Source organism: Rickettsiella endosymbiont of Litargus connexus, from assembly GCF_964277335.1.
Lineage (GTDB): Bacteria > Pseudomonadota > Gammaproteobacteria > Diplorickettsiales > Diplorickettsiaceae > Aquirickettsiella > Aquirickettsiella isopodorum.
Map to the genome: position 1 here is coordinate 619,395 of NZ_OZ195516.1, position 22,788 is coordinate 642,182.

Annotated in this window: 21 protein-coding genes and 1 tRNA gene; 12 read left to right on the top strand and 10 right to left on the bottom strand. The window is 40.1% G+C overall.

What is annotated here, in order from left to right; translation table 11 throughout:
* The first annotated feature begins 8 nt into the window (after positions 1–8).
* Both ACICP9_RS02705 and ACICP9_RS02710 read left to right on the top strand, forming a co-directional pair.
* Positions 9–551 (top strand): gamma carbonic anhydrase family protein, encoded by a 543-nt coding sequence (locus tag ACICP9_RS02705; protein WP_395498651.1) that lies wholly within the window; start codon positions 9–11, stop codon positions 549–551.
* Positions 523–1,509 (top strand): transporter, encoded by a 987-nt coding sequence (locus tag ACICP9_RS02710; protein WP_395498653.1) that lies wholly within the window; start codon positions 523–525, stop codon positions 1,507–1,509. The genes ACICP9_RS02705 and ACICP9_RS02710 overlap by 29 nt, the downstream gene beginning before the upstream one ends.
* Before the next feature lie 89 nt (positions 1,510–1,598).
* Here the strand turns inward: ACICP9_RS02710 and ACICP9_RS02715 are convergent, their stop codons facing one another.
* Entirely contained in the window at positions 1,599–1,766 is a 168-nt protein-coding gene (locus ACICP9_RS02715) for a hypothetical protein (protein ID WP_171910811.1), read from the bottom strand.
* A gap of 154 nt (positions 1,767–1,920) precedes the next feature.
* Between ACICP9_RS02715 and rluB the strand changes: the two genes are divergently transcribed.
* The 10 genes from rluB to ACICP9_RS02765 all read left to right on the top strand — a co-directional run bounded on the left by rluB (position 1,921) and on the right by ACICP9_RS02765 (position 13,518).
* Positions 1,921–2,658 (top strand): 23S rRNA pseudouridine(2605) synthase RluB, encoded by a 738-nt coding sequence (gene rluB, locus ACICP9_RS02720; RefSeq protein WP_395498655.1) that lies wholly within the window; start codon positions 1,921–1,923, stop codon positions 2,656–2,658.
* A gap of 208 nt (positions 2,659–2,866) precedes the next feature.
* Positions 2,867–3,238 (top strand): succinate dehydrogenase, cytochrome b556 subunit, encoded by a 372-nt coding sequence (gene sdhC / locus ACICP9_RS02725; RefSeq protein WP_071662328.1) that lies wholly within the window; start codon positions 2,867–2,869, stop codon positions 3,236–3,238.
* On the top strand, positions 3,232–3,588 hold the full coding sequence (sdhD, locus tag ACICP9_RS02730; protein WP_071662327.1) for a succinate dehydrogenase, hydrophobic membrane anchor protein: 357 nt from the start codon (positions 3,232–3,234) through the stop codon (positions 3,586–3,588). Before sdhC ends, sdhD begins: the two co-directional genes overlap by 7 nt.
* A gap of 3 nt (positions 3,589–3,591) precedes the next feature.
* Entirely contained in the window at positions 3,592–5,358 is a 1,767-nt protein-coding gene (gene sdhA, locus ACICP9_RS02735; protein ID WP_071662326.1) for a succinate dehydrogenase flavoprotein subunit, read from the top strand.
* Positions 5,359–5,440: 82 nt separating this feature from the next.
* Positions 5,441–6,139 carry a succinate dehydrogenase iron-sulfur subunit gene (locus tag ACICP9_RS02740; protein ID WP_395498658.1) on the top strand — a complete coding sequence of 233 codons (699 nt, stop codon included), beginning with the start codon at positions 5,441–5,443 and terminating at the stop codon, positions 6,137–6,139.
* Between the two features lie 127 nt (positions 6,140–6,266).
* Positions 6,267–9,056 carry a 2-oxoglutarate dehydrogenase E1 component gene (locus ACICP9_RS02745; RefSeq protein WP_395498660.1) on the top strand — a complete coding sequence of 930 codons (2,790 nt, stop codon included), beginning with the start codon at positions 6,267–6,269 and terminating at the stop codon, positions 9,054–9,056.
* A gap of 46 nt (positions 9,057–9,102) precedes the next feature.
* Positions 9,103–10,332, top strand: a complete 1,230-nt coding sequence (gene odhB / locus ACICP9_RS02750) for a 2-oxoglutarate dehydrogenase complex dihydrolipoyllysine-residue succinyltransferase (protein ID WP_395498662.1) — start codon at positions 9,103–9,105, stop codon at positions 10,330–10,332.
* Between the two features lie 104 nt (positions 10,333–10,436).
* Positions 10,437–11,612: an ADP-forming succinate--CoA ligase subunit beta gene (sucC, locus tag ACICP9_RS02755; RefSeq protein ID WP_395498664.1), complete on the top strand. Its 1,176-nt coding sequence runs from the start codon at positions 10,437–10,439 to the stop codon at positions 11,610–11,612.
* Between the two features lie 62 nt (positions 11,613–11,674).
* A complete protein-coding gene (gene sucD, locus ACICP9_RS02760) occupies positions 11,675–12,544 on the top strand; it encodes a succinate--CoA ligase subunit alpha (RefSeq protein WP_395498666.1) in 870 nt (289 codons plus the stop codon).
* Positions 12,541–13,518, top strand: coding sequence for a PLP-dependent cysteine synthase family protein (locus tag ACICP9_RS02765; protein WP_395498668.1), 978 nt, complete (start codon positions 12,541–12,543; stop codon positions 13,516–13,518). The genes sucD and ACICP9_RS02765 overlap by 4 nt, the downstream gene beginning before the upstream one ends.
* A 120-nt stretch (positions 13,519–13,638) precedes the next feature.
* Here ACICP9_RS02765 and ACICP9_RS02770 read toward each other — a convergent pair whose 3' ends face one another.
* From ACICP9_RS02770 to lolB, 9 genes are all read right to left on the bottom strand, one after another.
* Entirely contained in the window at positions 13,639–15,405 is a 1,767-nt protein-coding gene (locus ACICP9_RS02770; RefSeq protein ID WP_395498670.1) for a glycosyl hydrolase family 18 protein, read from the bottom strand.
* A 167-nt stretch (positions 15,406–15,572) separates the two neighbouring features.
* A complete protein-coding gene (locus tag ACICP9_RS02775) occupies positions 15,573–17,315 on the bottom strand; it encodes a hypothetical protein (protein ID WP_395498672.1) in 1,743 nt (580 codons plus the stop codon).
* A 278-nt stretch (positions 17,316–17,593) separates the two neighbouring features.
* The gene (gene ychF, locus ACICP9_RS02780) at positions 17,594–18,685 is read right to left on the bottom strand and encodes a redox-regulated ATPase YchF (protein WP_395498674.1); all 1,092 of its coding nucleotides are present in this window, start codon (positions 18,683–18,685) and stop codon (positions 17,594–17,596) included.
* 12 nt (positions 18,686–18,697) lie between these two features.
* A complete protein-coding gene (gene pth, locus ACICP9_RS02785) occupies positions 18,698–19,288 on the bottom strand; it encodes an aminoacyl-tRNA hydrolase (RefSeq protein ID WP_071662316.1) in 591 nt (196 codons plus the stop codon).
* A 9-nt stretch (positions 19,289–19,297) separates the two neighbouring features.
* Positions 19,298–20,008, bottom strand: a complete 711-nt coding sequence (locus ACICP9_RS02790; RefSeq protein ID WP_071662315.1) for a 50S ribosomal protein L25/general stress protein Ctc — start codon at positions 20,006–20,008, stop codon at positions 19,298–19,300.
* Positions 20,009–20,225: 217 nt separating this feature from the next.
* Complete coding sequence (locus ACICP9_RS02795; RefSeq protein ID WP_245756776.1) at positions 20,226–21,176, bottom strand: ribose-phosphate pyrophosphokinase; 951 nt, start codon at positions 21,174–21,176, stop codon at positions 20,226–20,228.
* Positions 21,177–21,235: 59 nt separating this feature from the next.
* Positions 21,236–21,310 (bottom strand) — tRNA-Gln (locus tag ACICP9_RS02800).
* Positions 21,290–22,168, bottom strand: a complete 879-nt coding sequence (gene ispE, locus ACICP9_RS02805; RefSeq protein ID WP_071662313.1) for a 4-(cytidine 5'-diphospho)-2-C-methyl-D-erythritol kinase — start codon at positions 22,166–22,168, stop codon at positions 21,290–21,292. Before ispE ends, ACICP9_RS02800 begins: the two co-directional genes overlap by 21 nt.
* A gap of 4 nt (positions 22,169–22,172) precedes the next feature.
* Positions 22,173–22,784 carry a lipoprotein insertase outer membrane protein LolB gene (gene lolB, locus ACICP9_RS02810; protein WP_395498677.1) on the bottom strand — a complete coding sequence of 204 codons (612 nt, stop codon included), beginning with the start codon at positions 22,782–22,784 and terminating at the stop codon, positions 22,173–22,175.
* Positions 22,785–22,788 lie beyond the last annotated feature (4 nt).

The following is a 22,788-nucleotide window of genomic DNA, read 5'->3' on the forward strand; positions in this document are numbered from 1 at the left end:
ACTTTTAAATGCTTTATTCTTTTGAAGACAGAATTCCAAGCTTGTTAGGTGACGATATTTTTATTGCTGAAAGTGCGGATGTCATTGGTGCAGTGATCATTCATAATCATGTCATTATCTTACCTCAAGCGGTGATTCGTGCCGATAATACCGTAATAGAAATTGGTGAAAATACGAACATCCAAGATGGTGCAGTGTTACATACCGATCCGGATATGCCCATGCAAATTGGTAGAAATGTAACGATTGCTCATCACGCAATGGTTCATGCGCGTGCCGTGGGAGATTATTCAGTGATTGCGATCGGTGCTAAAGTATTGAATAACGCTGTGATAGGTAAGCAATGTTTGATTGCTGCCAATGCCATGGTGTTAGAAAACCAAATTATTCCAGATGGTTCCTTAGTAATGGGTTCTCCAGGCAAAATAAAGCCATTATCCACCCAACAAATAACTGATATGCAATGGTATGCATCGCATTATTTAGACAAAATTCACCGTTATCAAAAAGGACTTAAACGATTTGATTCTAAACAGAATAAAACGGGTTAAATTAAAATGGGCTAAGGTTTATTTTAGTTGTATCATCTTATTCTATGGTTTTGTTTCGTACGTTCAGGCGGGGGAGATAGGTCATTATATTCCAGGGAGTTGGGATATACGAAGCTTTATCCCTCCGCCACAGGGAATTTATTTCACCTTATATAACTATTTATACACGAGTAATGATTTAAAAGATCGTAACGGAAATTCTATTCAATCGGTACTCATTAAAGGAGTGCCGATTCAGCTTGATATTGGTGTAAATACTTTTTTCACTGCGCCTACTTTTCTTTGGTCATCCAAGAAAAAGCTATTTGGTGCTAAGTATGCCTTGATGGTGATACAGCCCATTGCTAATCCTTCTTTACAAGCTTTTTTACAAATCCAAAACACTGGAATTGCCGCTAATCAATCCAGTTGGGGCTGGGGTGATGTGTATCTGCGGCCGATTTGGTTGACTTGGCAATGGCCTTATGTGGATGTTTCTGCATCTTATGCGGTTTATGCACCGAGTGGACGCTATGCACGTTTTGATCGTAATAATATTGGCTTAGGTTTTTGGACGAATGAGTTACAGCTAGCGAGTGGTTTTTATTTTGATAAACACCATTCATTGGCTTTTTTGTTAACGGCTACTTACGATATCAATCAACGAAAAACGGATGTGGATATTAAACCAGGAGATTATTTTTCCTTAAATTGGGGAATCAGTAAGTATATACCATTCGATCATGGAACCTTAGAAATCGGTATTCCTGGCTATGATCAATGGCAGGTTAGACAGGATAGCGGTTCGACGTTATTAACGAATGTCACTACTAACGAAGTGCATGCAGCTGGCGCAGAGTTAGGTTATAGGTATAGTCCATGGAATTTAACCGTGACGGGTAAGTTTATGCAGGAATTTAATGCTAAAGCACGTTTCCAAGGTAGAATCTTTACCTTATCAGTCACGTATAAATTTTAATTTCAGGTTAAAAAACTAACTTAATCAAAGATTTTTTTCGGCTAAAGCTTCTGGTTTGTCATTACGTTCGCTTACCATGACGGTGATACCTAGGAAGTGTCAGAGATAGGCGTTTTGTGTGTTAGCTGATTTTGATCCATCCGTATTTTCAAGCGATGCGCGGCATAGGGTTGGTAAATAATAGTGTGATGGGTTTGTGTGTAAGTGGTTACAGCGATGAGTATCAATAATAGTGTAATCAATATCCTGGCTAACATACGACTCCTGCATCAAACTTTTCATCCTGAAAAGCATTTTTAAGTATATCATTAAATTAATTGTTACAAGAAATGGTTATTCGAAAGAGAAAAAGAAATACAAACACCGATTTTTAATTTAGCGTAGCATGAGAGAATTAACAGGTTACCTGGCATGAATGAAAAAATCCAAAAAGTATTGGCCAATTTAGGTATCGGTTCGCGCCGTGAAATAGAACGTTGGATCCGCGAAGGTCGAATTCGGATTAATCAGAAGCCTGCTAAACTGGGTGATAGAATTGATTTGACAGCAAAAATCTTGATAGAGGGTAAGCCCGTCTCTTTAATACCCGCTACCGATTTTAAGCGCCGTGTGTTGATCTATCATAAACCAGAAGGTGAGATCTGTGCACGTTCGGATCCAGACCAGCGGCCGACAGTATTTGAACACTTGCCATTATTGCGCGGTCAACGTTGGATCATGATCGGTCGTTTAGATATCAATACCTTAGGGTTATTAGTTTTTACCAATGATGGCGAATTAGCGCATCGTTTATCGCATCCTTCTTACGAAATTGAAAGAGAATATGCCGTGCGTGTATTAGGCAAAGTAGATAAGAAAATTCTGCAACGTTTAACTCAAGGCGTGGAATTAGAAGATGGCAAAGCAGCTTTTACGCGTATCGAAGAGCGCGGTGGATCCGGTGTCAATCATTGGTATCATGTGGTGTTGAAAGAAGGTCGCAATCGAGAAGTGAGACGTTTATGGGAATCGCAAGGTATTAGCGTCAGTCGTTTGATGCGTGTGCGATTCGGCAATGTGGCATTGCCTGAGGATTTGAGTAGAGGCCAATACCGTGAGTTAAAAGCTGATGAGATGAAAAAATTAGCAGGTTTGGTGGGTTTAAATTAAATTTTATTTAGGAGTTTTTACGAATTGAAGGATAAGCAAGTAGTAGATAATGCGTAACTTCCGCGGTTGAATTTGCTTATTAATAGAGTCATTAGACTTACTTTAAACACCCACCGGTATCAAAGTAAACTAATTTGTATTTGCGCTCTATTTAAGCGTATAATCGCCCAGTCTTTTTCCTCTAGTTTCATTTAAAGGCTTACAATCTGTGAGTAAACGTCCCATTAACCTTAATTTATTGACGATGCGCTTTCCTATTACCGCAATCGTGTCAATTTTGCATCGAATCTCGGGTTTTTTCTTATTTTTAATTATCCCGGTCTTTTTAGTCGTTATGACACTGACACTGCAGAGCCCAGAGGCTTTTTTTACCGTACATACGTGTTTTACACACCCTTTAATTAAATTGATGCTCTTAGGTTTTTTATTGGCACTCTTTTACCATTTATTTGCCGGTATACGCCATTTGTTAATGGATGGTGGAATTGGCGAAGAACTGAAGTCAGCTCGCTTTAGCGGAGGTGTGGTGATGGTGCTGGCGATACTATTGACTGGTGTGATGGGAATTTATTTATGGTAAAAAAATTAACCAATGTAACCAGTCTGAGCGGTAACGGTTTGCGTGATTGGTTAATCCAACGCGTCACTTCGCTGATCTTGGCAGCCTATATTATCTTTTTATTGACGTTTATTCTTTGTCATCAGCCTCTGGATTATGTGACCTGGCAGAGTCTATTTAGTCATTTTGGTATGCGTTTGTTCAGCAGCTTATTTTTATTAAGTTTATTTTGGCATGCATGGATTGGCTTATGGACGATAGTGACGGACTATATTAAATCAGCGAGTTTACGTTTATTCAGTCAACTCATCATTATCATTGCGCTATTCCTCTATTTTATCTGGGGTTTAGTGATTTTCTGGGGCAACTAACCTATGGCTTTACCCACATACACATTTGATGCGGTGATCGTTGGTGCGGGAGGCGCGGGTATGCGAGCGGCCTTGCAATTAGCCCACTCAGGTCAGAAAGTTGCGTTAATTTCTAAAGTATTCCCAACGCGTTCACATACGGTTTCTGCGCAAGGTGGTATCACCTGTGCCTTAGGTAATGCGCATGAAGACGATTGGCGTTGGCACATGTATGATACCGTTAAAGGCTCTGATTATTTAGGAGATCAAGCTAGTATTGAGTATATGTGTAAAACGGGTCCTGAAGCAGTGTATGAACTGGAACATATGGGCTTACCGTTTTCACGGATGGAGTCAGGAAAGATCTATCAGCGTCCTTTTGGTGGCCAATCCAAAAATTTTGGTGGGGATCAAGCTGCTCGTACCTGTGCCGCGGCAGATAGAACGGGCCATGCCTTGTTACATACTTTGTATCAGCAAAACTTAAAAGCTAAAACACATTTTTTTAATGAATGGTATGCTATTGATTTGGTTAAAACCCCACAAGGCCAAGTCGCGGGGTTGACTGCTTTATGTATTGAAACCGGCGAAGTGGTTTTTTTTCATAGTCGTGCCACTATTTTAGCGACAGGTGGTGCAGGCCGAATTTTCCAATCGACGACCAATGCGATGATCAATACGGGTGATGGCATCGGTATGGCCTTACGCGCGGGTTTTCCGGTTCAAGATATGGAAATGTGGCAATTTCATCCGACTGGGATCGCCGGCGCTGGTGTATTGGTGACAGAAGGTTGTCGTGGTGAAGGGGGATATCTCATTAATAAAAAGGGTGAACGTTTTATGGAACGTTATGCCCCCCATGCCAAAGATTTAGCTTCGCGGGATGTCGTCGCGCGTGCAATGGCTTTAGAATTACGTGCTGGAAACGGATTTAATCCAGAAGGCACTGATTATGTCAAATTAAAGTTGGATCATCTGGGTGCAGATATTATTAAAAAACGTTTACCTGGAATTCGTGAATTGGCCTTGACGTTTGCGCATGTCGATCCCATTACCACACCGATACCCGTTGTTCCAACTTGTCATTACATGATGGGTGGAATACCTACTAATGTGCATGGTCAAGTCATCACGATCGATATCGAAGGTCAGGATCAAGTGGTGGAAGGTTTATACGCAGCGGGTGAATGTGCCTGCGTTTCTGTGCATGGTGCGAATCGATTGGGTGGTAACTCTTTGCTTGATTTAATTGTGTTTGGTCGTTCAGCCGGTTTACATGTCGGCGAATCCTTAATCCAAGATTTACCACTACTTAATATTACACAGGATGATTTAGATGTGGCATTAAGTCGATTGAACCGTTGGGAGCAATCCAAGCAAGGAGAAAGTTTGGTCGAGATTCGGCATGCGATGCAAAAAATTATGCAAACCGATTTTGGCGTGTTTCGTACGGCGAAATATATGGAAGAAGGCTTAGTTAAATTAAAACGATTGCAAGAACGTCTAAACCATGCGGTCTTAACCGATCATAGTCAAATTTTTAATACCGCGCGCGTGGAAGCCTTAGAGCTCGATAACCTGATGGAAGTGGCTACTGCTTCTGCACTATCTGCATTAACGCGTGAAGAAAGTCGCGGTGCGCATAGTCGTGAAGATTTTCCGAAACGGGATGATGAAAATTGGTTAAAGCATTTACTATACTTTTCTAAAGCGGATACGATAGATTTTAGATCGGTTAATCGGAAACCTTTAACGGTACCGCCGATGGAGCTTAAAGAGCGATCTTACTAATGCAACCTCTTTATCTTTTAATGGATTGTGTTGTTGAATGGCTTTTTTGTATGTTCTATATATTCACTCATTAGGCTAAATTATGCAATTTTCTATTTATCGATATGATCCCGAGATCGACAAAAAGCCTTATATGCAGGATTACACGCTGGAGATTGCGTCCGGTAAAGACATGATGTTATTGGAAGCCTTGGAATGTTTGAAGGAACAAGATCAAACCTTGAGCTTTCGTCGTTCTTGCCGCGAAGGTGTCTGTGGATCCGACGGCATGAATATCAATGGTAAAAATGGTTTGGCTTGTATCACGCAGGTTTCTTCTTTGCGCTCGCCGATTATTTTGAGACCGTTGCCAGGTTTACCGGTGATACGTGATTTAGTGGTGGACATGGAACCTTTTTATCGTCAATACGAAAAAGCTCAGCCTTATCTTATTAATGATAAAGAGCCACCCGCCAAAGAACGTTTACAATCACCTGAGCAACGCGAAAAATTAGACGGGCTTTATGAATGTATTTTATGTGCTTGTTGCACTAGCGCTTGTCCTTCTTATTGGTGGAATCCGGATAAATTTTTGGGTCCAGCAGCCTTATTGTGGCTTTGCCGCTTTTTGGTAGATAATCGCGACGATGCCAAAGAACAACGTTTAGCGGAATTAAATGATTTATTTAGTTTATTTCGTTGTCGGACTATTATGAACTGTACCACGGTCTGTCCTAAGGGTCTTAACCCAGCTAAGGCAATAGGTCATATACGTTCTGAGCTTTTACAGGAAGAAGTGTGAAGCTTTTTAGCAGAACACTGAGTCAGCGATGATTTCTGTTATTTAGATAAATACAATAAACTATACTCACACGGAGTATATAAGTTTACTTAACGGTGAGCACTTAATAGGATAAAATTTAACCATCATGACTGAGCAATTAAAATCGGCACAGGCCTTACAAAAAAATTCCTATCTATTTAGTGGCAATGGCACTTATTTAGAAACCCTCTATGAGCAATACCTACGTGACCCGAATCAGCTCAGTGCTGAATGGCAAACCTATTTTAATCAACTCAGTGATAAAGAAAAGGATGTTTCGCATACCGACATACGTTCTTATTTCACTGAATTAGCGCAACGTCCTATTGAGAAGAGAACGACTCGCCAGACCAGCGATTTGCAGTATAAATTGTTAGGATTAATTGATGCTTATCGGCGCTATGGTCATTATCAAGCGCATTTGGATCCGTTAGCATTAGCCTCCAAACGAAAAATAGTCGATTTAAGTTTAGAAAGCCACGATATTAATGAGCAAGATTTGGGTCGTACCGTTAATCTTAATGGCTTACTCGGTTTACAAAGTGTTACGGCAGAAAGCTTGCTAGCGCATTTAAAAAAGATTTACTGTCGAACTATAGGCTTTGAATATGAACATATTGTCGATCACGCACAACGATCCTGGTTGCAATCGCGTATTGAATCGGTTGCGGGTAAACCGAGTTTTTCAGCACAAATTAAAAAAACTATTTTAAAAAGTTTGATCAAGGCGGATGGTTTAGAAAAATTTCTCGGTAATAAATTTGTCGCACAAAAGCGTTTTTCTTTGGAAGGCGGTGATAGTTTAATTCCTTTACTCGAAGAATTAGTCGCGTATGCCAGTGCTGATTCGGTACAAGAAATTGTGATTGGCATGGCACATCGTGGTCGATTAAATGTCTTAATTAATATTTTAGGTAAATCACCGGCTAAATTGTTTGAAGAGTTCGTTGGTAAGCTAACACAAGAAAATCGCTCGGGAGATGTGAAATATCACAAAGGTTTTGCTGCCGATTTAAAAACTGATCATGGCATCATGCACGTCGCTATGGCGTTTAATCCTTCACATTTAGAAATTGTTAACCCTGTGGTAGAAGGTTCAGTACGTTCACGCCAAGAGCGACGTCAAGATAGTGGTAGAAGTCAGGTGTTACCTTTACTTATTCATGGTGATGCGGCCTTTTCTGGTCAGGGCATCGTTATGGAAAATTTTGAATTATCACAAACCGAAGCCTATGGAACCGGTGGGACTTTACATATTGTGTTGAATAATCAACTCGGTTTTACCACCGACCCGCAAGACGCGCGTTCGAGTTGGTATTGTACCGACCCAGCTAAAATTGTTGATGCGCCGATTTTTCATGTCAATGGAGATGACCCCGAAGCGGTATTGTTTACTTTACAACTGGCATTTGACTTTCGGCAAACGTTTAAAAAAGATGTCGTTATTGATTTAGTTTGTTATCGTCGTCACGGCCATAATGAAGCTGATGAACCTGCCGCAACCCAGCCGATAACGTATCAAACTATCAAGCAATTACCGACAGCAAAACAGCAGTATGCCGATGTCTTAATGAGTCAAGGTATAGTAACTGCAGACGAGGTTCAACAGTGGTCCGATGCCTATAGAAATTGCTTAGATAATGGTGAGCCCGTTGTGCAACGTCTTACTATCGATTACGACAATCCGTATCGTATTGATTGGCGCCCTTATCGTTATCAAGATTGGCGTGCCGTGGTTGATACCGCGGTCAATTTAAAACTTCTTAAAAAATTGGCTACACAAATTGAAACCTTACCCGAAGGTTTTGTATTGCAACCACAAGTCGCCAAAATTATGGAAGATCGACGTAAAATGACCGCGGGTCAATTACCATTAAATTGGGGTTATGCCGAAACGCTGGCTTACGCCACTTTATTGCAAGAAGATTATGAAGTGCGTTTATCCGGTCAAGACAGTGAACGGGGTACCTTTTTCCACCGTCATGCGGTACTTCACGATTTTAATACCAATCAAACCATTGTCCCTTTAGCGCAGCTTGCCAAACATCCCAATGCATTTTCTGTTATTGACTCCATACTTTCAGAAGCGGCAGTCATGGGTTTTGAATATGGTTATGCGATTTCTAATCCGAATAGTTTAGTTATTTGGGAAGCACAATACGGTGATTTTGTTAACGGCGCGCAAGTTGTTATTGATCAATTTTTAAGTTCTTCGGAACAAAAATGGGGAAGATTGTGTGGTTTGGTTTTATTTCTTCCTCATGGTTACGAAGGTTCGGGTCCTGAACATACCTCAGCCCGTTTAGAACGTTTCTTACAGCTATGCGCACAAGATAATATGCAAGTCTGTGTCCCCAGTACACCCGCACAGATTTTTCATTGTTTGCGGCGGCAAATGTTACGCCGCTATCGGAAACCTTTGATCCTGATGACACCGAAAAGTTTGTTACGCAATAAATTAGCGGTATCGACTTTGCATGAATTAAGCAGCGGCGGTTGGCAATCTATTATTTCTGACCGTGAAGTCGACGTCAAAAAAGTAAAACGTGTCGTTTTATGTAGCGGTAAGGTTTATTATGATTTACTTGAACAATGTCGCATGAAAAAATGTGATGATATTGCACTGATACGTATCGAACAACTGTATCCTTTCCCAGACATCGAGCTCAATGCCGAACTAAAACGTTATTCTAAAGTCAAAGATGTAGTGTGGTGCCAAGAAGAATCTAAAAACCAAGGGGCTTGGTATGGTGTCCAACATCATCTTGTTTCGTGTCTTGGAAAAACTCAAACCTTACGATATATAGGTAGACCCGCTTCCGCAGCTCCTGCGGTAGGTTCACCTTTAGTGCATGCAGAAGAACAACAAACATTGGTTAAAGAAGCTTTAACCTAGATTTTTTTTAAGCCAAAAAGCTGAATTAACTTAGAGGAATCCAGAGATGAGTATTGAAGTAAAAGTTCCGATGTTGCCTGAGTCGGTTGCTGATGCGACCGTCATCACGTGGCATAAAAAATCAGGTGAAAAGGTTAAACGGGATGATAATCTAGTCGATCTGGAAACTGATAAAGTGGTTTTAGAAGTACCGGCACCCGCCGACGGTGTGATGGGCGAAATTATAAAACAAGCAGGAACTGTGGTTAAAGCGGGTGAAATTTTAGCGCATCTAGACACTGACAAGGAAGCGAGTATGAAAACAGATCAACCCTCTCAATCAGCAGCAGCACCCGTCGCAGAAAAAACTAAACCTGCGGATAGTGACACCCATTTGGCAGGTCCTGCGGCAAGACGTAGCGCAGCAGAACAAGGTTTACCTTTAGAGAATATCTCAGGTAGCGGTAAATCAGGTCGTGTGACGCGATCCGATGTATTGCAGCAAGCAAAAGCACCTGCACCACAAACATTATCTTCGGATCTATCCAAGCGGATGGCTGCTGATGCCCCTGTATCGGATACGCCTGCCCGCAATGGACGTTTGGAAAAACGTGTACCCATGACACGGTTACGTGCGCGCATCGCTGAACGACTTGTGGCGGCGCAGCATAATGCGGCTATTTTGACAACTTTTAATGAAATTAATCTACAAAAAGTCATTGAACTGCGTAGTCTCTATAAAGACAGTTTTGAAAAGAGACACGGTACACGTTTGGGCTTTATGTCATTTTTTACTAAGGCGGTTATAGAAGCTTTGAAGCGTTTTCCCGCTGTGAATGCATCCATTGATGGTAACGAAGTGGTTTATCATAGTTATTTTGATATTGGCATTGCTGTCTCGACCGATCGGGGTTTGGTGGTACCTATTGTGCGCGATGCGGATCGTTTATCGTTTGCTGATATAGAAAAGACGATTGCCAATTATGGTCGTAAAGCCAAAGAAAATCAGATCGCTATTGAAGACATGACCGGAGGTACATTTACTATTACCAATGGCGGAGTTTTCGGGTCGCTACTTGCAACACCCATTATTAATCCACCGCAAAGTGCGATACTCGGGATGAATAAAATAGAGGAACGCCCTGTGGTAGAAAACGGTCAAGTGGTTATTCGACCCATGATGTATGTTGCTTTATCCTATGATCATCGTATTATTGACGGCAAAGAATCAGTGAGCTTTTTAAAAACCATTAAAGAACTACTTGAAGATCCATCTCGTTTGTTGATTGACGTGTAAGCTAGCAGCAATGAATGACTTCCAATAAGCAGACATTGTGAGTGAGAACTATCCGTTACATTTTTTTAAAAAGTAATAGTAATAATTAGGAGAAAAAGAAATCCATGAATCTACATGAATACCAAGGTAAAGAACTATTTAGCGAATATGGTCTACCGATCCCCTTAGGTAAACCCGCTAGCACACTCGAAGAGGCCTTGGCTGCTGCAGAAGCATTAGGTGGAAATGCATGGATGGTCAAAGCTCAGGTACATGCGGGTGGAAGAGGCAAGGCAGGGGGTGTTAAATACGTTACGAGTAAAGAAGCCGTAGTAGCGGAAAGTAAACGTCTACTGGGTCGACGTTTAGTGACCTTTCAAACGGATGAGCAGGGTCAACCGGTTAGTCAAGTATTGATTGCCCAGCCTTGCGATATTAAACGCGAACTCTATTTAGGCGCGGTGCTTGATCGCAGTACACGTCGGGTGGTTATCATGGCAAGTACCGAAGGGGGTGTTGAAATTGAGAAGGTGGCTGAAGAAACACCCGAAAAAATATTAAAAATTACCATGGATCCCTTGTTAGGAGTGATGCCTTATCAAGCACGTGATATTGGTTTTAAATTGCAATTAACACCGAATCAATTAAAAGAATTTACGCAAATTTTATTAGGTCTAGGTAAGATGTTTGTCGAGCGTGATCTGAGTTTAGTCGAAATTAATCCCTTGATTATCGATAAAAATGATCAGCTAATCTGTTTAGATGCCAAAGTGGTAGTCGATGATAATGCTTTATTTAGACAAGCTCAGTTACGCGCTATGCGTGATCCTTCCCAAGAAGATGAACGTGAAAATCGTGCCCATGATTGGGAATTAAATTACATTGCTTTAGATGGCGACATTGGCTGTATGGTGAATGGTGCGGGTCTCGCCATGGCGACGATGGATTTAATTAAATTACACGGCGGTAACCCGGCTAATTTCTTAGATGTGGGTGGTGGTGCTACACAAGAAAGGGTGACGGAAGCATTTAAGATTATTTTATCCGATGAAAAAGTCAAAGGGATATTAGTGAATATTTTTGGTGGTATTGTCCGTTGTGACATGATTGCCGATGGAATTATTGGTGCAGTTAAAGATGTGGGTGTTAAAATTCCGGTTGTGGTGCGTTTAGAAGGTAATAATGCAACGGTAGGGGCAAAAAAATTATCTGAAAGTGGTTTGAATATCATTGCTGCGAATAGTTTAACCGGTGCAGCGGAACAGATAGTAGCGGCTGTTAAATCTCCAATAATTGCGTGATACTCTTCGCACTTGATTTTTTGGCTACAAAATAAAACATATTTTCTTAAAAGGTTAGATGTATGAGTATATTAATCGACAAAAACACCAGAGTCATTTGTCAAGGCTTCACCGGGAAACAAGGAACTTTTCATTCTGAGCAAGCCATCGCTTATGGTACACAGATGGTCGGTGGTGTAACGCCTGGAAAAGGGGGAGCACAGCATTTAGATTTGCCGGTATTTAATACCGTCGCTGATGCTATTGAAAAAACCGGTGCTGATGCGAGTGTTATTTATGTTCCCGCACCTTTTTGTAAAGATTCTATTGTTGAAGCCGCCGATGCGGGTATTTCATTAATTGTTTGTATTACTGAAGGGATACCCGTATTGGATATGCTCGATGTGAAGGTTTATTTAGAAACGAATACCCATGCGCGCTTAATAGGACCGAATTGTCCTGGTGTGATTACACCCGGCCAATGTAAAATAGGTATTATGCCTGGTTATATCCACAAACCCGGTCGCGTGGGGATCGTATCACGTTCGGGTACGTTAACCTATGAAGCGGTTAAACAAACGACTGATCTAGGTTTCGGTCAAAGTACTTGTGTTGGTATTGGCGGAGATCCTATTCCAGGGATGAACTTTGTTGATATATTGCGTTTGTTTCAAGAAGATCCGCAAACGGAAGCTATTTTAATGGTCGGTGAAATTGGTGGTACGGCTGAAGAAGAAGCGGCAGATTTTATTAAAACCTATGTTACTAAACCTGTGGTGGCTTATATTGCCGGTATGACAGCACCTGCTGGAAAACGTATGGGCCATGCCGGTGCGATTATTTCGGGTGGTAAAGGTACTGCGGCTGAAAAATTTAAAGCCTTGGAAGCAGCTGGTGTACATACGGTAAAATCGCCTGCCGATATGGGTAAAGTAATTGCTCAATTTTTATGATGATAGATTCTCTTTTACGATCGATAGGGAATACACCGCTTATTAAATTAAAAAGAATTGTGCCTAATAAGCAGGTTACTATTTTAGTAAAATGTGAATTTGCTAATCCTAGCGGTAGTATCAAGGATCGAATTGTTGAGTATATTATTGCCGATGCGGAACAAAAAGGCTGGTTAAAACCTGCCGGTACGCTGGTTGAAAATACCTCTGGTAATACCGGTGCCGCTATTGCGATGCTAGCCGCTATAAAAGGTTACCGTGCTATTTTGACGATGCCAGATAAAGTCAGTCTGGAAAAACAAAATGCCTTACGTGCGTATGGTGCCGAAATAGTGGTGACACCGACCGCAGCTGCTCCGGATTCTCCTGAACATTACGTCAATGTGGCTAAACGTATCGCTGCCGAAACGCCAAATAGTTTTCGAATCGACCAATATGATAATCCAAAAAATCCTGAAGCACATTATGTCAGCACGGCCCCAGAAATTTGGCAACAAACACTCGGTAAAATCGATATTTTTATAGCATCTGGCAGTACTGGCGGGACAGTTTCTGGTATAGGTCGTTTTCTCAAAGAAAAAAATCCAGCCATTAAAGTGGTGATGCCCGATCCCATAGGTTCTATTTATTTTGAATACTTTAAGACGGGAAAAATTTCAAAAGAAGGGAATTGTAATTATTTAATTGAAGGTGTCGGTGAAGATCACATTGCGAAAGCACTCGATTTTTCAGTATTGGATGAAATTGTTCCTTTTAATGACAAAGATGCTTTTATAACCGCGCGACACTTAGCTAAAGAAGAAGGATTATTAGTGGGAGGTTCATCGGGTGCCAACGTATGGGTGGCATTAAAGATTGCCTCCGAATTAACCGAACCTACCACTATTGTGACAGTGTTACCGGATAGTGGTATTAAATATCTAAGCAAGATTTATAACGACGATTGGATGCAGGAAAATAATCTGCTTTCATGATAACTAAGTAAAAATAAAAAGATCCAACTTTTTTGTTTAATATTAGTTTAATGAAACAAAGTTTTGATTAAAAAAAAGAGTGCCTGAAGAGCACTCTTAAAATTAAATTTTAAGTATTATTTATTTTTTAAGTTTCCCAGGCATATTAAATTCTATACCCTTATTATATAGGTGATCCATCGCAAAATTTTCCTTAATGACCTTATAACCCATTCCTTCTCTGCAAGCGTTGGCTAATAAACCATCATCTTGATCGCAAGACCAACTGAAACAGCCTGCTAGACCATGATTTTTAACGTATTCACCTTTGTTTTTTGCTGTTCGGGGTGTTTCCAGCGAGATGTAATGTTGAGTATTCGTACTATACAGAATATCCGCATCGGCATCGGTATCGGTCATTAGGTTGAAACCATTTTTGCCTTGCGCTGCGTTTGCTTCTAAATCAAGAACGTTTTTAATTAAATCAAAGAATTCATAGGCACCGTTTTCAAAACTACCCAAAGCCTTACCTTGTATATTATATTTTAATGAGCTTAAATTCGCATCTGCTGCAGCACGTGCATAATTGGCCACACCTAAATGAATCATCTGGGTTGGAATACCTTCACTTACCAAATAAGCCAATGCTTTGATCGCAGAAAAGTCAGATACTAGTGATTTTTGCAAGTTGCTATGGTGTGCTAAACTAGGAGCCCAACCAGTACCAAAAAAGTCATAACTCATCAGAAAAATAAAATCTAAGCCTGCTTTTTTCAAGCCTGCTATGTTGCTAAATTTCATTTTTTCAGGATCCGCACTCATCGCAATGGTGATAGTTTTGGTTTTTTTTCCAAATTTAATATCTAATGCGGTACGTAATTCACTAATTAATAGAGCATAATTATTACCATCGTTTTCTGGATCAAAATGGTTACCCGCATTTCCGGTGGTGCCTGGATATTCCCAGTCGATATCAATACCATCAAACATCGGGAATCTCTCGATGAAATCAATGATACTATCGATAAATTCTTCGCGCATTTCTTGATTTTTAACCATATCCGAGAAAAATCCTGATAAAGTCCAACCACCTACACTAAAAGAGAATTTTAAAGCGGGATTTTTTTTCTTAAGTTCTCTCATCCCACCTAATAAGCCGGCTGCCTTTTCTTGTTGATAATAGTTGAGATAATTATCATAAGTTAAACCCATATGTCCTTGAGCTGCGCTTAAACCTACATTGGTATAAGTGGCGAGATCGCCCCAAGGATCCATTAGCACGATGTGGCCCTTTCTCATTGCAGTGGATGCTTGTTTATTCCAGCCATCCACTGATTTTTGCAAAACGTTGGCTTTTTCTCCAAAGTCTCCATAAATACCCATGAAAGAAAAGATAAGTCGGTCAAATACGTTAGGATCGATTTTAGTAAGATCAAAACCACGTCCAGCTTGAGTAGGATCCGTTTCATTTTGCAATCTGGCATCATATTGGCACCAATCAGTTATATAAGCAGATAACTTAGGTTTGGTCTCAGATTTTTCGTAAATATTGTAAACAGATTTTGCGACACGCGCTGAAGTGTACGAAAGATTAGTACCCGATCCATCGGCTTTATAACCCACTTTCTGATAGGTAGCTTCAGTTTTTGGATCCTTGCATAATAATTTGTTGCAATCTTCGGCACTATCACAACTTGTTGGATTGCCTAGGGCTATTTCTTCACTCGTCGCCGCGCGAAATATACGCCATGGATTATGATTTGGGTCTTCTTGCCATTTTCCCGGGCAATGTTCGCGTTCTACCCACCAATCGTTTTTCCAAATTTGACTCGAAAAAATAACATGAAAAGGTCCCGTACCACTTTGGTGATCCCAGGGAACTACTTTTATATCTTTAATAATATCCATAAATCTCCTTGTCATTATTAAATTATTTAAATGATCATAAATTAGTTTACTCGGAGGAGTAAATCTTTCAAATGCTTTATAAGCTGTTTAATCGCTCGGAGGATATTAAACTAGTCTGAAGCGGCCTAAAATGAAGATCGGATTTTCTTAATGGGTATGATGGAGTGTTAGCTAAAATAACTGCCAGCCATGGGTGAAGTGCCCAAGGAAGAAGTATCATTATATTCACGTTTAAATTGGATAATTTTAGCCGCATCTTGTAATGCGAGTTTACGCTCCTCTTTATCATTGGCATCAAAAAAATGAACACCTAAAGTCTGTTTCCATTTTTCCTGCACGATTTGTGCTTTGCTGCCAAAAATCTCATTCATGCGTTGATAAGAAACACTACTTTGTAGTCCATCGTGGATGCGTTGTAGAAGTTCTCTACGCGCCTCGCTGATTTCTTCATATTCTCTTTGAGCTTTATTCCATGCCATCCAACGTTTATTTTTAAATTCCACTAAGCTAGGGTTGTTTTCTATTAAATAGAGTTGCGATAATAATTGTTGTAAAAAGTTTAAATCTATTTCGTAGGTAGCTTGTAAATGCTCAGGTAATTTTTTTAAAATAAGTTTCGAAACATTGAGAGGTTTACCCGTATACTCGTTGTTAAAAAATCGATAAAAAGCACGGTGAATATCGTGACGAGTGTTTTCTTTGTGTACGTGTATCATGAAATTATCTTTAATATAGGTTTTTATTGCGAGAATACTATATTCAACAACAGAGGATTGGCAGGCAAGTGAAAAATTTTTCTCCTGTTCAGGTGAATTGCACGTGTTAAAAAGTTGTTTTAGTTTTTCTAAATCCAGTTGTTTTTTGGTTAATGTTTGGATAGCAAGAAATTGAAATAAACTCAATCGATAGCTTCCTTCCAAGAGTTTTGTTAATAAAAAATTCTTCCAGCTATCCAGAGTCAATTTTTTTTCTTCCTGTAAGGTTTCATCCTGCGCAGCTTCTTGAGTATTAAATACGCAATTGATCAAGTGATCGATCATAGCAGAGCATTGATCTTCCTGGCAAAAACTAAGGAAATGGTGACTGGTTTGCTGGAAATTTTCGCTATTGACTAAAAAGTTTTCAAAAAAAGTAAATCGTTCTGATATATCCAGTTTTAAAATACGTGAAGTTAATAATGGGTCTTGCATTTCCAACAATTGGCTTAGTAATGTTTGAATGAAAGTAGCAGAAAAAATTAAACGAGGATTACGAATAAAGATAAATTCTAGCAATTGGCTAATGATATGAGCACTTAAAAATTTATTCAAACCGAATTGAGGATTTAGGAGCTCATTACATTCTTGGCCTACTAATGGAAAAATAATTGATTGGTAGGTAATTAATTTGTCATTAGGCAATGATAAGGTGAGTGCTAACCTATCTTCTAGTTTCAGTTTAATTTTTAAGCGTACACACCATTTTAAGTCTCGTAAAGTACATTGACTGGGGTTTAAGCTGCTCAAGTATTCAGCATAAAATTTAGAGGGGATATGTTCCAGGGCGTTGTTGAGGATAGGTGTACGGCTACTTTTATCATCAGGATCAAATCGTGCCAAGAACGCAATTAAATGATCTTTTTTGAATTTATTATGATCTTTAATCAAAATTTCGGAAATTATTTCGTTGGCTAGTTTTTTCTCAGTTTCTTTAAACGAATATTTTTCCAAAAGATATAAAAAATTAGGCAGCTGTGCTAAAGGAAAATCTTTCTGACCGCTGTGCTTAAGTTCATTGATAAATGTGCGACATTTAAAATAAAAATTGCTAGGCCTTATATAAAAAGATAATAAATTACAAAAGGGTAGGTAATAACACAGTAACAATAGCCAACGTTGAGGTATTTTGTTATCTAAATAATCTAAATTCATAAGCCCTCCTTATTCTGGAGTTTAATAATAATATAGTCTATATTATTTTATTAAATTATAACAAAAATTATTTAATTTAGATAATAAAAAAACAACATAAAAAAATTTAATAATTTATTCATTTTGTAAAAAACGTATGATGCCGTTATCTTTATATCTAATAAGACTTTAATTAATTTTTAATTAAAATAAAGAATTAATTATTAATTAGATTCGACACAAAAAAATATATTCATAAAAATGAGAAAAAAATTGTTTTTTTAAGAAGGAATTTTAAGCTAGACATTAAATAAAAAATGCATGACATCACCATCTTTGACGAGATAAGTCTTGCCTTCTAAGCGCCATTTACCGGCTTCTTTGGCACCTTGTTCACCTTGATAATGTATGAAGTCATCATAACTAATGACTTCAGCACGAATAAATCCTTTTTCGAAATCAGTATGGATACACGCTGCCGCTTGGGGTGCAGTGGCACCTTTGTGTACGGTCCAAGCACGGACCTCTTTGACACCTGCAGTAAAATAGGTTTGTAGATCCAGTAACTCATAACCGGTACATATCAAGCGATCCAAACCGGTTTCGGTTAAACCACATTCTTGTAAAAATTCTTGTTTTTCCTCATCACTTAACTCGATACAATCCTCTTCTAATTTTGCACAAATTGCGACGACTTTGGCTTTGTCTGTAATGGCATAAGTTTCTAATTGATCAAGTAATGGGTTATTAACAAAACCTTGTTCATCGACATTGGCAATGTATAAGGTTGATTTGAGTGTTAAAAAAGAATAAGGACGCAATAACTTTAAATCTTCAGGACTCAAATCGAGTTGGCGTAATAAACGACCTTGATTTAATTCTGGAATGATATGCTCAAGTAAGCTTTTGCTTTGTTGAGCCAATTTGTCATTAGATTTACTGGCTTTGTTAAGACGTAGTACCGCTTTTTCAGCGCTTTCTAGATCGGCTAAGGCTAACTCGGTATGAATAGTCTGTACATCAGCGACTGGATTAACTTGGCCTGTGACATGGACTACATCGGGATCTTCAAAACAGCGTACAACGTGCACAATCGCATCGACTTCACGTATATGCGCTAGAAATTTATTTCCTAACCCTTCACCTTGTGCAGCTCCTTGCACTAAACCGGCGATATCAACAAATTCCATGGTTGTGGGTAATATTTTTTGTGGTTTAACAATCTTGGCTAGTTCGTTGAGACGTCGATCGGGAACAGGTACAACGCCTATATTTGGTTCGATGGTGCAAAAAGCGTAGTTGGCGGCTGCAATACCGGCTTTAGTTAACGCATTAAATAAGGTGGATTTTCCCACATTGGGAAGCCCAACGATGCCACATTTAAATCCCATAATGTTTTCCAGTTATTCTTGTTGCGTGTGTAGCATTTGCATGGCTTGTGCTTGATTGCCTTCAGCAAATAGCGTGATTGTCGTCAGCGCCTGATCGATAGCAAGCTCTATTCTTTGTTTATCGGAAACAGAAGGTGAACTTAAAACATAATCATGTACGCGGTCGCGCTGGCCAGGGTGGCCGATGCCGAGTCGTAACCGCCAAAAATCTTTGCACTGTAAATGTCTAATAATATCTTTTAAACCATTATGTCCGCCATCACCACCCCCTTCTTTATAGCGTGCCACACCTGGTAATAAATCCAAATCATCGTGGACAATTAATGTCGCTTCAGGTGGGATATGATAAAAATGAGTTATGGCTTTAATCGCACGTCCTGAATCGTTCATATAGGTGTTAGGAACCAGCAACCAACATTTCCCAGTGGGAAGAGACCAGGCAGTCACGGAGGCATGGAATTTATTTTCCATCTTTAAAGGGGATAAGGACAATGAATGGAGTAGTGCGCTTATCAGCCACGATCCGGCATTATGCCGGCTTTTTGCATAGTCCTTACCAGGATTTGCTAAGCCGGCAATCAGCTGTATTGAGTGAGATGTCATGCCGAAAGTTTAGTCTTTACCCTTTTCGGCCTTTTCTTTGCTTTCACTCGCTTCCTGTTCGGTATCATCTTTGACATTGATAGCCGGTACTTCGGCTGATTCAGGCGCTGCGGTTAGATCTTCTTCGACAACCGCACGCGGTATGTGAATGTTGACCACCGGTCTGTCTTCTTCATGACTGATTGCTGCCGTTAACTCAACCCCTTCTGGTAAGCTGAGCTCGGACAATAAGATGGATTCATCCAGTCCTAATTTAGATACATCCACTTCTAGATATTCCGGAAGGGCGGCAGGTAAACAACGAACTTCGACACTATTCAATAGTTTGGTTAGCACACCCCCTGTGTCTTTGACACCGGGGGCATCAGTCTCGCCTTTAAAGTGTAAAGGCACCGACATGGTAATCTTTTCTTTCGCTGAAACCCGCTGTAAATCCACATGTAGAATGCGTGGCTTATAAGCATGCCGTTGTAGATCTTTTAGTACGGCTTTTTGCTCGATGCCATCAATTTTGATAGTTAGAATATGCGAGTAAAAGGCTTCATTGTCCAATGCCCGTAATACCTGATTATGTTCCAAGGAAATCGGCAAGGGTGGCTCTGAAGCACCATATAAAATAGCAGGAATGCGATTCTCAAGACGGCGGAGACGGCGGCTCGCACCCGACCCAAACGCCTCTCGAGCTTGCGCAGTTAGTTCAAATGAATGGTTAGTCGACATCAGTTTATTCCTCAAATTCAAAAAAATACTCATCCCGCGACCAGGATTAAGTGGGCTGTAGTTTACGGGGATTTGTAACGAAATTCCAGGCATTTTTTAGAAATAATGAAGTAAAATGAGATTCTGCATCGAAACAGAAGGAACGCCTGCCAATTACTTTCATATTAGAATGGCGTAATGTTAATTGAGTGATTTAATAAGTGTTTTAGAGTGGCTATTAGTCAACAAACATTGAACTGACCGATTCTTCAGAATTAATGCGGCAGATAGTTTTTGCCAACATATCACTCAAGCTCAGTTGGCGAATTTTTTTGCAATGCCGAGCTTCATCCGTCAGTGGCACAGTATCCGTAACGACGAGTTCATGAATATTTGAGTTTTGAATAGTGGTTATAGCATTCCCTGATAGAACGGCGTGCGTACAATAGGCCATGACTAAATTCGCACCATTTTCTTTTAAAGATTGCGCGGCCAAACAAAGTGTACCACCAGTGTCGACGATATCATCGACCATTAAGCAATTCCGATCCTTGACATCACCGATAACATGCATGACTTCAGTTCGATTCGGACCAATACGGCGCTTATCGATGATGGCGATATCCGCATCATTAAAACGTTTAGCAATAGCACGTGCCCGAACGACACCCCCTATATCTGGCGAGACAACAATTAATTGCTCTTTTCCTTTATAGATTTTCTGTCCTTCCATATCTTTTAAGATTTCGGGTGTGGCATAGACATTATCTACTGGAATATCAAAAAATCCTTGAATTTGATCGGCATGCAAATCGACAGTCAGTAAACGACTAATGCCGACAGCAGTCATCATATCTGCAACCACGCGTGCGGTAATCGGAACACGTGAAGAACGAATTCGGCGGTCTTGTCGACCATAGCCAAAATAAGGAACAACGGCGGTAATACGTTTAGCGGATGCTCGACGTAAGGCATCGGCCATGATGATAAGTTCCATTAAATTGCTATTAACCGGTGGACACGTCGGTTGCATAATAAAGATGTCTTGTCCTCTGACATTCTCTAAAATTTCTACCATGATTTCGCCGTCACTGAAATGACCGACGGTGGCTTTACCTAATTCCTTACCTAAATGTTTAGCGACTTTTTCTGCTAAAGGTCGGTTAGCGTTACCCGTAAAGAGCATCATTTCAGACACAGAGGAACCTCATTGTGTTAAATAAAGAATAGAGAAAGACGGATGAATTGTGGCTGGGGTGCTAGGATTCGAACCTAGGAATGCCGAGATCAAAACCCGGTGCCTTACCACTTGGCGACACCCCAATTTTTCATTATTTGTTGTAAAGGTGAAGTGGTTAACCCTTTACACAAAAAGCCCCGATAAGGTGCTTTGATTTTTTCTAACAATGTTTCGGCAGCTATTTTTGAACTGAGTGTTGCAAAAATACTAGCGCCGGTCCCTGATAAGCGAGCAGGAGCATAATGATTTAAGAAGTCTAAAGCTTCTGCCATCATGGGATAATCTTGCTTGACGATCGATTCAAAATCATTCTGTGTTGTTAATGATCCGCTTAAAAAGGTTTGTATTTTGATGGGTGTCGTGTTGTATGTCAATCGGGGATGTGAAAAAAGTTTTATAGTCGAAATAGCGAGTGGTGGAATCATAATCACAAACCATGTTTCCGGTAACTGTATCGCTAGGAGTTTTTCACCGATACCTTCAGCCCAACTCGTTTCTCCTTGGATAAATACAGGGACATCAGCGCCGAGTGTTGCGCCTAACTTTAAAAGTTCGTCTAAGGGAAGATGCATATTCCATAAATGATTTAATACGACTAACGTGGTGGCGGCATTGGAACTACCGCCACCTAAACCACCGCCTATCGGAATACGTTTTTTGATCAGTATATCAACGCCGGGTGAGTTTTTATTTCTATCTTGTAATAATTGTGCGGCTTTAATCGCTAAATTATCCTCGTCGGGTATAACGGCTGCGGTGACGGGATTGAGTAAGGATAAACAGGTACAATTAATTTGTGGATCGGTACGCTGTGTGAAACTTAATTCATCACAGTAATCAATCAGTTGAAAAACAGTTTGGAGTTCATGATAGTGGTTGGGCCTACGACCGGTAAGATGTAAAAACAGATTTAATTTAGCAGGGGCCGGCCAATAGTACATGGTGTTACTTAATATCCCAATGATTGAGTATAATGCGGACTTGCCACTGACAATTGGATAGGTCAATCCGATCCGGTAAATCAATTTTACCTAGGTTAGTAAAATGTTGATAAACGACTCGCCAGCCGGATTGACGTAATTGCATGACACGATTATAAGCATCTAAGTTCGTGGTATAACGGGATTGTGGAGCGGGCAGACCGCGTAACCAATAATAAAATTGTGATACCGGTAAATTTAAACCTAATTGATCGTATAAGAGTTGTTCTGGACTTTGTGCGTGGTAAGTTTGTTGATGCATGGTTAAACTGACTTGCTGAGGATTTCCGTTAAGTACCGCACTTTGTGTGCCTAAAGGTCCAAAAAAGCTCAGCTGATAGTTAGGATAGGTTTGTTCCCAACTGAATGAGGCATTGGCGCCATGTCCAGATGTTTCGTGTGCCGCAAGGTTGCCATTGACACGAAAATTTTGAATGGCGTTGAGTTGTGCCTTACGTTGCGTCCAGGAAAGATAGTGGTTGACTATTTTTGGTCGGGGGAGTGATGGGGGTGTTTGAGTAAAGCTTGCGCAGCTGCTCAAAAAAACCGCTAAAATAATTACACTAATCTTTTGCATAAAA

Coding starts and splice junctions, on each gene's coding strand:
- ACICP9_RS02775 (WP_395498672.1), bottom strand. CDS start 17,315: ATGAATTTAGATTATTTAGATAACAAAATACCTCAACGTTGGCTATTG.
- sucC (WP_395498664.1), top strand. CDS start 10,437: ATGAATCTACATGAATACCAAGGTAAAGAACTATTTAGCGAATATGGT.
- ACICP9_RS02790 (WP_071662315.1), bottom strand. CDS start 20,008: ATGTCGACTAACCATTCATTTGAACTAACTGCGCAAGCTCGAGAGGCG.
- ACICP9_RS02705 (WP_395498651.1), top strand. CDS start 9: ATGCTTTATTCTTTTGAAGACAGAATTCCAAGCTTGTTAGGTGACGAT.
- sucD (WP_395498666.1), top strand. CDS start 11,675: ATGAGTATATTAATCGACAAAAACACCAGAGTCATTTGTCAAGGCTTC.
- ACICP9_RS02745 (WP_395498660.1), top strand. CDS start 6,267: ATGACTGAGCAATTAAAATCGGCACAGGCCTTACAAAAAAATTCCTAT.
- ACICP9_RS02740 (WP_395498658.1), top strand. CDS start 5,441: ATGCAATTTTCTATTTATCGATATGATCCCGAGATCGACAAAAAGCCT.
- ispE (WP_071662313.1), bottom strand. CDS start 22,168: ATGTACTATTGGCCGGCCCCTGCTAAATTAAATCTGTTTTTACATCTT.
- rluB (WP_395498655.1), top strand. CDS start 1,921: ATGAATGAAAAAATCCAAAAAGTATTGGCCAATTTAGGTATCGGTTCG.
- sdhA (WP_071662326.1), top strand. CDS start 3,592: ATGGCTTTACCCACATACACATTTGATGCGGTGATCGTTGGTGCGGGA.
- ACICP9_RS02715 (WP_171910811.1), bottom strand. CDS start 1,766: ATGTTAGCCAGGATATTGATTACACTATTATTGATACTCATCGCTGTA.
- lolB (WP_395498677.1), bottom strand. CDS start 22,784: ATGCAAAAGATTAGTGTAATTATTTTAGCGGTTTTTTTGAGCAGCTGC.
- ACICP9_RS02765 (WP_395498668.1), top strand. CDS start 12,541: ATGATGATAGATTCTCTTTTACGATCGATAGGGAATACACCGCTTATT.
- ychF (WP_395498674.1), bottom strand. CDS start 18,685: ATGGGATTTAAATGTGGCATCGTTGGGCTTCCCAATGTGGGAAAATCC.
- ACICP9_RS02770 (WP_395498670.1), bottom strand. CDS start 15,405: ATGGATATTATTAAAGATATAAAAGTAGTTCCCTGGGATCACCAAAGT.
- ACICP9_RS02795 (WP_245756776.1), bottom strand. CDS start 21,176: ATGATGCTCTTTACGGGTAACGCTAACCGACCTTTAGCAGAAAAAGTC.
- sdhD (WP_071662327.1), top strand. CDS start 3,232: ATGGTAAAAAAATTAACCAATGTAACCAGTCTGAGCGGTAACGGTTTG.
- pth (WP_071662316.1), bottom strand. CDS start 19,288: ATGACATCTCACTCAATACAGCTGATTGCCGGCTTAGCAAATCCTGGT.
- odhB (WP_395498662.1), top strand. CDS start 9,103: ATGAGTATTGAAGTAAAAGTTCCGATGTTGCCTGAGTCGGTTGCTGAT.